Annotated in this window: 16 protein-coding genes; 12 read left to right on the forward strand and 4 right to left on the reverse strand. The window is 64.2% G+C overall.

Annotation, left to right across the window (positions count from 1 at the left end):
- Nucleotides 1-19: 19 nt before the first annotated feature.
- From CH289_RS05660 to CH289_RS05675, 4 genes are all read left to right on the forward strand, one after another.
- On the forward strand, nt 20-565 hold the full coding sequence (locus CH289_RS05660) for a GNAT family N-acetyltransferase (RefSeq protein ID WP_094727536.1): 546 nt from the start codon (nt 20-22) through the stop codon (nt 563-565).
- A 528-nt stretch (nt 566-1093) separates the two neighbouring features.
- Nucleotides 1094-1846, forward strand: a complete 753-nt coding sequence (locus CH289_RS05665; RefSeq protein WP_094727537.1) for an SDR family oxidoreductase — start codon at nt 1094-1096, stop codon at nt 1844-1846.
- Nucleotides 1847-1862: 16 nt separating this feature from the next.
- Complete coding sequence (locus CH289_RS05670) at nt 1863-2720, forward strand: helix-turn-helix transcriptional regulator (RefSeq protein WP_094727538.1); 858 nt, start codon at nt 1863-1865, stop codon at nt 2718-2720.
- 18 nt (nt 2721-2738) lie between these two features.
- Nucleotides 2739-3374 (forward strand): DUF1109 domain-containing protein, encoded by a 636-nt coding sequence (locus CH289_RS05675; RefSeq protein WP_094727539.1) that lies wholly within the window; start codon nt 2739-2741, stop codon nt 3372-3374.
- Nucleotides 3375-3385: 11 nt separating this feature from the next.
- Here CH289_RS05675 and CH289_RS05680 read toward each other — a convergent pair whose 3' ends face one another.
- Nucleotides 3386-4093, reverse strand: coding sequence for a hypothetical protein (locus tag CH289_RS05680; RefSeq protein WP_094727540.1), 708 nt, complete (start codon nt 4091-4093; stop codon nt 3386-3388).
- A gap of 129 nt (nt 4094-4222) precedes the next feature.
- On the opposite strand from CH289_RS05680, the gene CH289_RS05685 reads away from it, so the two are divergent.
- On the forward strand, nt 4223-4654 hold the full coding sequence (locus tag CH289_RS05685) for a hypothetical protein (RefSeq protein WP_094727541.1): 432 nt from the start codon (nt 4223-4225) through the stop codon (nt 4652-4654).
- 117 nt (nt 4655-4771) lie between these two features.
- Complete coding sequence (locus tag CH289_RS05690; RefSeq protein ID WP_094713916.1) at nt 4772-5326, forward strand: hypothetical protein; 555 nt, start codon at nt 4772-4774, stop codon at nt 5324-5326.
- Nucleotides 5327-5346: 20 nt separating this feature from the next.
- Here CH289_RS05690 and CH289_RS28185 read toward each other — a convergent pair whose 3' ends face one another.
- Nucleotides 5347-5508 carry a hypothetical protein gene (locus CH289_RS28185; protein WP_155291571.1) on the reverse strand — a complete coding sequence of 54 codons (162 nt, stop codon included), beginning with the start codon at nt 5506-5508 and terminating at the stop codon, nt 5347-5349.
- Between the two features lie 97 nt (nt 5509-5605).
- Nucleotides 5606-6166, reverse strand: a complete 561-nt coding sequence (locus CH289_RS05700) for a TetR/AcrR family transcriptional regulator (protein ID WP_256977048.1) — start codon at nt 6164-6166, stop codon at nt 5606-5608.
- A gap of 77 nt (nt 6167-6243) precedes the next feature.
- On the opposite strand from CH289_RS05700, the gene CH289_RS05705 reads away from it, so the two are divergent.
- The 5 genes from CH289_RS05705 (at nt 6244) to CH289_RS05725 (ending at nt 10749) form a co-directional block, all read left to right on the forward strand.
- Nucleotides 6244-7041, forward strand: a complete 798-nt coding sequence (locus CH289_RS05705) for an SDR family NAD(P)-dependent oxidoreductase (protein ID WP_094727543.1) — start codon at nt 6244-6246, stop codon at nt 7039-7041.
- 32 nt (nt 7042-7073) lie between these two features.
- Nucleotides 7074-8024 (forward strand): alpha/beta hydrolase, encoded by a 951-nt coding sequence (locus tag CH289_RS05710; RefSeq protein WP_094727544.1) that lies wholly within the window; start codon nt 7074-7076, stop codon nt 8022-8024.
- Nucleotides 8025-8073: 49 nt separating this feature from the next.
- Nucleotides 8074-8910: an alpha/beta fold hydrolase gene (locus tag CH289_RS05715; RefSeq protein WP_256977049.1), complete on the forward strand. Its 837-nt coding sequence runs from the start codon at nt 8074-8076 to the stop codon at nt 8908-8910.
- A gap of 144 nt (nt 8911-9054) precedes the next feature.
- The gene (locus tag CH289_RS05720; protein ID WP_094727546.1) at nt 9055-10272 is read left to right on the forward strand and encodes an FAD-dependent monooxygenase; all 1218 of its coding nucleotides are present in this window, start codon (nt 9055-9057) and stop codon (nt 10270-10272) included.
- 27 nt (nt 10273-10299) lie between these two features.
- Nucleotides 10300-10749, forward strand: coding sequence for a MarR family winged helix-turn-helix transcriptional regulator (locus tag CH289_RS05725; RefSeq protein ID WP_256977050.1), 450 nt, complete (start codon nt 10300-10302; stop codon nt 10747-10749).
- Nucleotide 10750: 1 nt separating this feature from the next.
- Here the strand turns inward: CH289_RS05725 and CH289_RS05730 are convergent, their stop codons facing one another.
- Nucleotides 10751-11839 carry a hypothetical protein gene (locus tag CH289_RS05730; protein WP_094727547.1) on the reverse strand — a complete coding sequence of 363 codons (1089 nt, stop codon included), beginning with the start codon at nt 11837-11839 and terminating at the stop codon, nt 10751-10753.
- 117 nt (nt 11840-11956) lie between these two features.
- Between CH289_RS05730 and CH289_RS05735 the strand changes: the two genes are divergently transcribed.
- On the forward strand, nt 11957-12136 hold the full coding sequence (locus CH289_RS05735; RefSeq protein WP_020110601.1) for a hypothetical protein: 180 nt from the start codon (nt 11957-11959) through the stop codon (nt 12134-12136).
- Nucleotides 12137-12141 lie beyond the last annotated feature (5 nt).

Consider the following 12141-nt stretch of genomic DNA (forward strand, 5'->3'; position numbering starts at 1 on the left):
AAGACGAGAGGATCCACCCGTGGCGACGATCAGGCCCGGAACCGCAGCCGACGCAGGCGAAATCGGTGAGATCTTCAGCGAAGCATTCGAGGGCGATCCGGTGTGGGCGGTGCATCTTCCCGATTCATCGTCCCGCCGCCGCGCACTCGCCGAGTTCTACGCAAGCGAGGTCGAGAGCGAACCCGAGCACGTCGATGTCGCAGTCGACGAGGACGGACAGCTGCTCGGCGCACTGATCTGGGAACCTCCCGGCTCCCGCGAAGGATCCGGCAGCTTCAGCCCCACCGAAGCCGGACAGGCACATGATCGAGCGATCGACGATCAGCGGCCTGACGAACCGCACTGGTACATCCACGACATCGCTACCTCAGCACGAGCCCGAGGCACCGGAGTCGGCACCACGTTGATTCAGCACCGATTGGACCACATCGGCTCCGCGGGGGCCTTCCTCGAATCCACGACTCCCGTGAGCCGAAGGCTGTACGAACGCTTCGGGTTCGAAGCCCGCGTCACCGACAACATGATTCCCGGCTCGTCGGCGATGACCCGCCGCCCGTCGAAGTGACGCACACCTGGTTGTACACCGTTCCTCGGCCGAAAGACGTCAGGTGACTGCACCCTTCGGCTATGAGCAGACTGGCGCATGTTTGCTCGCTCGGAGACCGCGCTGGAGCCCGATACGCAGCCGGTAACAATCCGCCGGTTCATGTGCGAAACAAAAGCTTTCAGACTTTTATGCTCGCACCGGTCGCGGGTGCGTGCTGGCTCTGATACCAATGGAGCCGGTACCGGCAGATCACCGATCTCGCTACCTACACCGACCCCAACTCTCGAGGAGCTCAACAGTGTTTTCGTCCAGTGAAATCACCCCTTCCCTTCTGCTTCTGCTCGCTCAGCTGTTCTCGGGAAGCTCCGACACCGCGCCTACCGGCGAAATCTGAGCGACCGAACACCTGGCACCGGCGGTCATCGGCAACGGTGACCGCCGGTGTTCTCGTTTCTCCCGAGCCACCGAACGCCTCGAGACCCGGATCGCCGGTCCGGGGATAAGCAGGGTGTGGTTCGGTAGCCCGAACGGGCGCACAGTCGAAGCATGAACTCAGACGGAAACAACACGATCTTCATCCCCGGCGCTACCTCGGGCATCGGCCTCGGTCTTGCCCTTCGACTCCAGGCCGAGGGCAACACCGTCATCGTCGGTGGACGTCGAACAGCGCTGTTGCGCGAGATCGCAGCCGCCCATCCGGGAATCGACACCGTCGAAATCGACACGTCGAGCACGGAGTCCATCTCCGCCGCTGCAGCCACCCTCACCGAGCGGCACCCGGCACTGAACACCCTGGTCACGATGGCAGGAATCATGGAGCCCGAGAACCTCCTCGACCCTGCATCGATCGACGTCGCCGAACGTACTGTCACCGTCAACCTCCTCGGCACCATCCGTCTCGTCCACGCGTTCCTGCCGCACCTGCAGGCCCAGCCGAGTGCCACGATCATGACGGTCAGTTCCGGGCTCGCGTTCGTTCCCCTCCCCGTGACGCCCACCTACAGCGCGACCAAAGCAGCCGTTCACTCGTTCACCGAATCGCTACGCGTGCAGCTCACCGACACCGCTGTCCGTGTGGTCGAGTTGGCACCTCCGGCCGTCCAGACAACGCTCATGGGCCAAGAAGACAGCCCGTCGGCCATGCCGTTCGACGAGTACCTCGACGAGGTCATGTCCCTGCTCGCCGCGCAGCCCGAGGCCAAGGAGATCTTGGTCGAGCGCGTAAAATGGCTTCGCAACGCCACTGCCGAAGGCCGTTACGACGAGGTCCTCCACGCCCTCAGCGGCCGCAGCCACTGACACAGATTGCCAGGCCATGCCCCAATTTCAGCAGCAGCAACTCGGAGAGTTCCTCCGCAACCGGCGTGACCGCCTGCGGCCCGCCGAAGTCGGCCTGACCGCCGGTCCGCGTCGTCGAACACCGGGATTGCGCCGCGACGAGGTGGCGATGCTGGCGACCATGTCCACCGACTACTACGAACGCATCGAGCAAGGCCGGGGACCGCAACCATCCCCGGCCATGCTCGGCGCCATCGCACGCGCCTTACGCCTGACCCTCGCCGAACGCGACCACCTCTACGTCCTCGCCGGACACTACCCACCCGAACCCGCCGTCGCCCTGGGGTTCGCCGACCCGGGGCTGATGACCGTCCTCGACGCCCTCGCTCCTCGCGTGCCGGCATTGATCACCGACGACATGCACAACATCGTCGGACAGAACCCACTCAACATCGCACTGCTCGGCAAACTCGTCGGCGAAAGCGGTTTTCACGCCAACTTCATCTGGCACTGGTTTCTGGACCCGGACTACCGCGCGCTGTACGCGCCCAACGACCGAGACCACCTGAGCCGCAACTACGTCGCCGACCTCCGCGTCGCAGTGACACGGCGGCCCGACGACACCCGTGCAACCAGCCTGATCGACGAGTTACACCGCGAGAGCGACGAATTCACGCGGATCTGGGAACTCGGCGACGTCGACACAGTAGCGAAAACCCGAAAGCGGTTGCAGCACCCACGCGTCGGACTGCTCGACTGCGAATGCGACGTCGTCATCAGCCCGCCCTCCGGGCAACGGCTCGTCCTCTTCCGCGGAGCGCCCGGCACCGATACCCACGAAAAGCTCGAACTGCTCGGAGCAATCGGTATGCAGGAGATCGGCTCCGAACACTAGAGCCGATACGCTGACTCGATGGCGCGAAGGACATCGCTCGACAGTTGGGTCTATCGGCGGCTGACGGCCGAGCCGACCCTGGCCAAGCCGCCTGGTCCGATACTGCTGACCTTCGTCACGGTTGCCGCCGCGGTGTGGGTCTGCGTCAAGCGAAACTTCTGGCCGTCGCCGTTCGGCGCGCACACCTGGCTCGACCCGCTACTCGCCCACCTGGTCGTCCTCGCAGTCCTGGCCGTCACCGGGCTGATCTGGGCCATCCGAACCCTCTATGTGCTGGGTCGCGACCGACGGTGGTCCTGGTGGGTAGTGCCTGCGCCCATCGTCGTCCTCGGCGCTTTCGCGTTCGTGGTGTGGGGACCTTCCACCACGTTCCTCGACAAGCGCGTCGAGTTCGAAGCCATCGCCATCGACCTTCGGGAGAACCCCGGCACGTACCGCGACGAGTTCGAGATCGGGCCCTTCGACATCGATCGTGCGAACAGCTACACGCCAGGCGAGGTCTACTTCGTCGACAACTCGACCATCTTCTTCAGCTTCACGAGCGGCTGGGTGTACTCACCGGACCATCCACCGACCGGATCCGCCAGCGAGGACAGCTCCTTCACTCACCTCGACGGCCCATGGTACGAATACGAATCGGTGTACCGATTCTGAAACGCACACGGTCATTCTGCAGCAGCAGGCCCAGCCGCACGGCCCGGGGGCGAACTCCTCACAGCCCACACCCTCGCTGCCGCGAATGTGCCCGAAAGAACAAGCATCACAACAAGAGTTGACGCCACGATGGTGTACGGCCGGGTACTGAAATCGAACAACGCTGCTGTTCCCACTCCGCAGGCCGTTGCAATGATTCCACCAGCCGGCAGCCCGAACGCGACGTACATCGTCGTGCGTCGCCTCAACCCGTCACCCGCGGCGCGCAACGCCAACCAGATCAGAAGCAGCGCTGCACCATAGGCCAGGACAGCGCTGATCCCGTACAGCGTCAACAGGGAAACCGTCTCGACTGCCACGCTGTACCCGACCTGCATCTCACTCAACGCGTCGGCGAGCAACACCCACACAGGAACGAGGCCGAGGGCGACGCCCACCAGACCCGCTCCGACAACGCGTCCGACGCGGTGTCCGGCCGTCGTGGTCATTCGCACCCCCGCGAGGTGCGCGACACCGCCGATCAGAGCACCCAGAACCGCTCCGACGACGGCGATTCTCCACAGCTGCCCCCAACCCGGACCGTAGTACCGGACTGCGAAGCTGGTCCCGCCGTCGAAAATGTCGGGAGGATTGGGCCCGAACGCGATATCCCCTGCACCACTGCCGAGGACAGCGATCAGACATCCGAGCACAGCAAACCAGAGGGGCAGCTTCCACATTCGGACATCATCTCGCACCGGCAAGCGTTCCGGTGTCGACGCTCCGGGCGGGCGCGAGTCCACCGACGAAGACATCCGCAATGACCTGTGTAACACGCACCGGACTCCAACCGACCAAGTGGAATGAAAATGATCCGGCTTGCCCGCTATGCCTCCGTCCTCGCTGCCTGCGCAGGCGCGGCGGTGTTCGCTGCCCCGAACGCGTCCGCAGAGGTCGTCTCACTCGACATCCTCCCCGGGCTGAGCTTCGGACCGACAACCCAGTACGGCGTCGGATGCACCTATGTCGCGGTCGCTCGAACCGAGAGCTTCTCGGAGCCTCGAACGGACATCGGGCCGATGGATTACAGCATGGTGATGCCCATCGAGGAATTGATGTGGCAGTTCGACGGATACTGGTACTCACCAACGATTCTCGGGCACAAGTTCACTCTGGTGACACCCACTGCACCGGGCGAACACTCACTGATGGCCTACCAGACCTCGGCGGGCGGACCGATCGCGACCATCGACGTCAACCCTGCAGTTCCCTTGGGTCCCATATGCCTGGTCGCGCCCTGAGATGGGCAGATGCTGCACAACGATCCCGTCACAATGAACCACCAGGCCGAGCCGACACGTCACACTGAGGAGTGCTCACCCCGGTTCGGGTGCGAGTGCGGCGAGGATCGGAGACTGATGATTCGACTCGGCAAGGTCGCGGCGGTGGTCGCGGCCGCAGTCATGGCCATCTTCGTCGGTTTCGGCGCCGGCGCCGTTGCGCACGCCAATCCGGCCGTCGATCCGGTATCCGCCCTGCGCTCCGCTGGCGTACCAGCCGAGATCGCTGCGCTGGCCACCGCGCCCACCCCTGTCGCAAGCACCGTCGATACCGTCAATCTCGCCCACCCGACGGGCGGATTTCCCGGATCGCGGGTCGACGCCGTCATCGATCACTCGGCCCGCTCCATCACCGTCGTGCAGCGCTGGCTGGAGTACGAGCCGTCGGAACTCCACGCAGGATGGGTCAACCTGAGGACCGGGCAGTCGGGAATCACCGAATTCCTCGGCACCGCACCAGGAACTATCGACGGCCTCTACCCGACCATCGACAGGACCGCCGTATTGCCCACCGGCAGCGGCCCGGTCGTCGTCATGGTCTACGGCCGCATACCAGGATGGTCCGGATTGATCCCCCTGGCGCCCGAATACTTCGGCATCCTCACCCCAGCGGTCGCCCTCATCCAGGTCTAGACGAGCAACCGAAACCGTCGTCACCCCCCGAAGTCCCCTCCTCCGCCGAAATCCGCAACACCGAGCGTGGCTCCTTCGTATCCGAAATCGTCGTCGGGCCCGGTTGTGACCACCGTGCATGCCGCTGCCGAGAACGTCACCACGGCAACGACCGTCGCGAGAATGGCTGCGCGTGTACTCATGCGAACACCGACCCCGCTGTCTGCACGATGGACCCGCATCAGTCCACACACGCTGCTTCCCCACCCGAACTCCGTCGGTAATCGAGTCGACCCGCGGTCAGCCGCCTGGAACACGGCCATGAGACATCGCAGCGACGAGCTGGTCGATCACAGCCCGCGTCGCGGCGGGCGACGGCGCGTGTGTCAGAAGACCTTCGACGACGAACGTCCCGATGCGGATCATTGCATCTGCCTCCGAACCGGAGAAGCCCGAGGTGGCCACGTCGACAGCGAAGATCGATTCGGCGTACGCGTGAAAGCCGTTGTGCCAGATGTTGATGACGTCGGACTTGGTCGCACGTTCATGCACGGTGGACACCAACGGCCCCACTCGCTGTAACCGCTCGACAAGCCATTCGAGACGTTCGGCGAGGGGACGATCGGCGATGTCGGCGTAGTCCGCTGCGTCCTCGGCCACGATCGCCGTCAGAACGGCGACCAGGATGTCGTCCTTGTCCTCGAAATACCAGTAAAGAGTGTTCGCCGTGATGCCGACAGCTTTGGCCAACCGACTGACGGATGTGCGCTCGAAACCGTCGGACACGAACAGCTCGCGAGCGACGCCGATGATCTCGGCCCGCTTCGCCTCCCTGTCATGTAGTCCGCGGTTTTTCGGCATGCCGGACATCCTATCTTGAATGCCCATCAAGACACTGCTACCGTTCTTGATGACCATTCAAGAGACGGGGGCCTGCAATGACCACGACCGGACGAACAGCGCTGATCACAGGAGCATCGGCTGGTATCGGCGCGCAATTCGCGCGCCACTTGGCCGCGGAAGGACACAACCTCGTTCTCGTTGCACGTCGCGAGGAACGGCTCGTCGCACTTGCGGAGGAACTGACGAAGCGGCACAACGTGCGCTGCGACGTCGTCGTCGCCGACCTGACCGACAGCAGCGCCCCGCGCACGATCGTCGAACGCACGAACTCCCTCGGCATCGACGTCGACATCTTGATCAACAACGCAGGCATGTCGGGCAACTCGTCGTTCGCGGACGCGCCGTTCGACGCGCTCGCCGCCGAGATCCAGGTGATGATCACCGCCGTCACCGAACTCGCACACCTGACCGTCCCCGGCATGAAGGAACGCGGATACGGACGGATCGTGAATCTGTCGTCGTTGGCTGCCTTCATGCCGCCGGCAGCAAGCTTGCTCTACACGGGCATCAAGTCCTACGTCCTCGATGTCTCGCAAGCTCTCGACATGGAGCTTCGTCCGTACGGCGTCCACGTCACTGCTCTCTGCCCGGGCTTCACCCACAGCGAGTTCCACGACGTCATGGGGACCCGCGATGCAGCCACCTCGAAACTACCGTCGATTCTGTGGCAAGACCCCGAAGCCGTTGTGCAGGAGGGCTGGCGGGCAGTCGAGGCGGGCAAACCGGTGTGCATACCGGGCGTCGTGAACAAGGTGACCGCAGCCGCAGCTAAGCCGATTCCCACCCGGCTCGGGTACTTCCTGGGCAAGACCTTGAACCCGTTCAAACACTGAATCACTCATCGCGAATCGCAAGGAGATACTCGATGACCACCAACGAACGTTCCAAATTCACCCGCACCGAAGGATCGTTCACCTCCGACGGTATCCGCTGCGCAGCAACCATATTTCGACCCCAGGAAGCAAGCGCAACAACGCTTCCGGCGATCGTCATGGCACACGGCTTCGGTACGCCCCGGGCAATGCGGTTGTACGCGTTCGCGGAACGTTTCGCCGCGGCGGGCTACATCGTGTGTGTATTCGACTACCGACACTTCGGTGACAGCGACGGCGAACCACGACAACTGCTCGATATACCGAGACAACTCGCCGACTGGCGTGCTGCTGTCGACTACGCGCGGACGCTCGACGGAGTCGATCCGAGCAGGATCGTCGGATGGGGTACATCCTTCGCCGGAGGCCACGTACTCACCCTCGCGGGCACCGGCGTCGAATTTGCCGCCGTCATCGCGCAGGTACCCCACATCGACGGGATCGCCGCCGTCCGCGCAGTCGGATTCCGGCACACACTGCGTGTCCTGCCCTCGGCCGTCAAAGACGTCGTGCGCGCACTTCGCAAGAAGCCACCGCACTACATCGACAGCGTCGGCCTGCCTGGAACGCGCGCTGTGATGGTCTCGCCGGATGCGTACTCCGGTCGCGATCGCATGATGCAGGAATCCGGCCTCACCCACGGTGACTACCCCGAGACCGTCGCAGCTCGGATTCTGCTGAAGATCGGGCTGTACTCGCCCGGCCGAACGGCGTCGGCGATCGCGTGCCCCACGTTGGTGCAGATCATGTCCGAGGACACGGTGACTCCCGCCTCGGTCGCCCTCCGTGCTGCGCAGAAGATCCGCACAGCCACGGTCCGCACCTATACCGGCGGTCACTTCGATCCCTATGTCGATTTACTCTTTTCGGCAGTGATTCGCGACCAGCTCGCCTTCCTCGCCGAGAACGTGCCGCTCACTGGGCGCTCAGCCCCCACCGCATAGCTGACCGGTTCACCGCTCTCCTTCGTTTCCAGCCGATAACGTGTTGGACATGTCCATCGATCGGGTACCTGTATGGGGCGGAAGCATCGCCGTCGAGACTCTCTCCGGCACCACCGAACCCATTCTCGTGGTGCACGGGGTCTCCAGCCAGCGCACACTGTGGGGTTGGCTGCACGCGGAGGCTCCGCACCTGACGCTCGTCGCACCGGATCTGCGCGGGAGGGGTGACAGTGTGGACGTCACCGGCCCGTCGTCACTGGCTCAGCACGCCGAGGACCTGGACGCGGTTGTCGATGCACTGGGCCAGGAGGCGGTGCACGTGTGCGGAATGTCGATGGGTGCATTCGTGGCGGTCGAGTTCGCGGCCCGCTATCCGAACCGGGTGAAGAGCCTCGTCCTCGTCGACGGCGGCGTGCCGGTAGGACCGCCCGAGGGGTTGACGCAAGAAAACGTTGCAGCAGTGTTCGGGGACAGGATCGCCCGAACGCAGCAGCACTGGAACAGCGTCGACGACTACATCCAATTCTTGGTCTCGACGTCGTTGCCCCTACTCGACCCAGCCGACCCGCTGCTCCGGCAATACGCCGAACACGACCTGGTCGACGGCGCCGTCCGGCTGTCGGCGGATGCAGTCGTCGCCGACGCCACCGACGTGTTCTTCGGCCGCTCGAGATTCGAGGAACTGACGGTGCCCATTCGATTCCTGCACGCGCAGTGGAGCGTCGGAGCCGATTCTCCGCCGATGTACTCACCGCAGGACATCGAGGCCGTCGACATGACCTCCGTCCGCCCGTTGGCCGGACTCGATCACGCCGGAACGATCATGACCTCGGTCGGTGCCGCCGCTGTAGGCGCGATGATCGACGAGGCAGTGCTTGCAGGGTGATCGCCGGCGATCAGTGAGTTGTTCGCGATGACCCGCCGGCACGTTCACGTCTTCGGGTTTGCGGCAACCTGCACCCGGGCATGTACCTCCACAGTGAAGTAACTTCGTCACAGCGATACCTGATCGATTCGCGGGAGGAACACCATGTCGAGATCGGATCACCGGCCCACTCGGGTCCTCGTCACCGGCGCGAGCATCGCCGGGCCCACGTTGGCATGGGGTCTGTCCAAAGCCGGATGCGACGTCACCCTTCTCGAGCGATCTCCAGCTCCGCGCGAGACCGGGCAGAACATCGACATACGCGGACTCGGGCGCGACGTGATACGTCGAATGGGGGTCGAGAACACCATTCTGGAAAATCTGACCGGCGAGCAGGGCACGCGGTTCGTCGACCGGCACGGGACGCCCCACGCGGTGTTTCCTCGCGAGGAGGGCCAGGACGGACCGACCGCAGAGATCGAAATCCTCCGCGGACGGCTCGCCCAGATTCTCGTCGACATCGTTCCCCGCGACGTGGATCAGCGGTTCGGCGACTACGTCGTCGGTGTGGAGCAAGACTCGTCCGGTGTCGACGTCACCTTCGACGGTGGCAGCACCGAACGCTTCGATCTCGTACTCGTCGCCGAAGGTCGAAGCTCTCGAACCCGACGCATCGTGTTCGACGACGAGACCACGCTGCGGGATTTCGGGGTCAGCATCACCTACGGCACCATCGATCGCCTTCCCACCGACGTCGATACCTGGGATTGGTGCACTGTCGGCGGGGGCCGCGTCGCGACGCTGCGGCCCGACAACGAGGGCACGATACGAGCGTCGCTGTCCTTCGAGTCCGAGCCCTTCGGATTCGAATCCCTACCGGTGGACGCCCAATTGCACATCCTGACAGAACGATTCCGCGGGGCGGGCTGGCAAACCGAACGCATACTCGACGGCTTTCACCAGCGGCCGGATGATTTCTACACCCAGCGAATGGAGCAGGTGCTCGTCTCCACGTGGAGCAAGGGCCGCGTCGTGCTCGTCGGCGACTCTGCATGGGGATCCGGCCCGACCGGCATGGGCACCACACTGTCCCTCGTCGGGGCACATATTCTCACCGGCGAACTCGCAGCGCACCCCGACAACCATCGAGAAGCGTTCAGCCGCTACGAGAACCAGATGCGCGCGTACGCTGACAGCGCACAAGGAATGCGACGCGGAGGCGCTCGGCTACTCCACCCGTCGTCGAAATTCGGTGTGAAAGCCCTGCATTCGGCGTACAAGGTCGCGGCTTCGGCACCGGTACGCCGGTTCTTTCAAGCCAACCTGCTGACGCACGAGAACCAGGTTCCGACGCTTGCGGACTATCCACTTCTGCGCGCCTGACCACCGCCTCGCCGAAAGGATGGATCGATGTCGACAGTGAGAACCGAAACGCTCGAAGCGCTTCGTCACTATGCGGTGAGCTACCAGGAGTCCGCGTACCAGCTTGCTCGCTGGATGAACCTGCCGACCACCGACGGCAACGCGCTCGGCGAGATCATCTGGGCCGAAAACGAAGGCACACCACTGTCTCCCGCTGTGCTGTCGGCCCGGATCGGATTGACCTCCGGGGCGACGACCGCACTGATCGATCGCCTCGAAGGACAGGATCTCGTGCGCCGCAGCCGGGAGAGCACCGACCGGCGAAGCGTGGCATTGCGCTCCACGCCCCTCGCGCGCGAACGAATCGACCCGTTCGTTCGTCGAGCATCCACCGATCTCGAAACCGCTCTCGCCGATTACGACGACACCACACTCGTCGTCATCCGCGACTTTCTTCTCCGCTTCGCCGCCGTCCTTCCCCGGGAGCGACGGACCTGAACTACGCACTGCCGTTCCGTCGCCGCTGCAGCACCACCACGCCGACGGCCGATGCAGCGACAGCGACCAACGACGTTGCCCACAGCCACGAATAGGGGGCAGTCAATGCGCTGGTCAGAGGGGTGTACGCGGTCCACCCGAACTGCACGGTGATCGGTATCGCCGCTGCAAGCGGAATCGCGGTGACGGCAATTACCGTCGCCGGACCACTCGACGGACGCACCGACGCGTACAACATCCCCAACGCCAACGGCACGAACACCATCCCCATGAGAAAAACGCCCAACGCCTCGGCGACGACACCGACGGCCAACAAAGCCAGCGCAACCACAGGTCGCGACCACCTCCACCCCACCCCAAGACCTGCGAGCAGAGCGGCCAGCAAGATGACACCGGACTCGGACCCGTACACCGGAGACGCCACCGACGCCAGAGTCACCAGCGCCGCGAGCACCACCATGCCCGTCGACCCAGGCAACACGAACGCCGCACCGACGAACACGACGATCATCAGCAGCGCCAGTGGCCACCGCTCGAAGAACTCGAACGACGAAGCAGCCAAAAGGCACGCCGGCAGCCCGAGTCCGGCGACGATGAACCGTCGTCGATCCGCAGCCGTGATCGGGTCACCTGTGCCCGCCGACTGGAAGAGGCCAGCCCAGAACGCCGCAAACAACAACACCGCGAAAACGCCCATCGCAACGTAATGGGTTGTCGGTATGACCGGCTCCGGGAGGTAGTCGGCGTACCGCCGCGGGATCGACTCGAACATCGGCGACAACGCGAAGCCCGCGACGGTGCCGACCACCAACGCGCCCAGCGCTGCTCGGGTCCCGACAAGTCCGGCGGCAAGACCACCGACAACCAAACCCGCAGCAACACCCGTCACCGGTTCCGAGAACGGAACAGCGAGAATCAGAACACCCAACACCGCAGCTGCACAAGCAGTTCTACCACCGAGGACCATTGCCGCCGCAAGAGCCACGACCGCGCACACCACACCCGACCCGACACTGCCCTCCATCGTCATTCGCAGCGCGACGACGAACGCACCACTCACCGACGCCAGAACCGCGAGAGCAGGTTTCATGCAGTGACCCTAGCGCGCCGAGCAGAAGCCCCGACGCTGCCCATTTCCCGATGTACCCGACGGTCCCTCCCTCGCACGATGACCGATACGCGCTGTTCTACGGGCTAAGCTTTGCTGGTGCGAGATACCCGGCGACGCGGTGGCGTGTGGATCGACGTCCTGGTGGTGGCGGCTATAGTGACCGGCGGGACGGCGATTGCCGGTGCGACCAACGACCCACAGCCCGACGCCGCGGCGATACCTGGCTGCGATGCGGTCCAGCCCGCCCAAGACGGTGTCTCCTTCGCCATCGGCTGAATCAC

The organism is Rhodococcus sp. RS1C4, assembly GCF_002258225.1.
GTDB lineage: Bacteria > Actinomycetota > Actinomycetes > Mycobacteriales > Mycobacteriaceae > Rhodococcoides > Rhodococcoides fascians_E.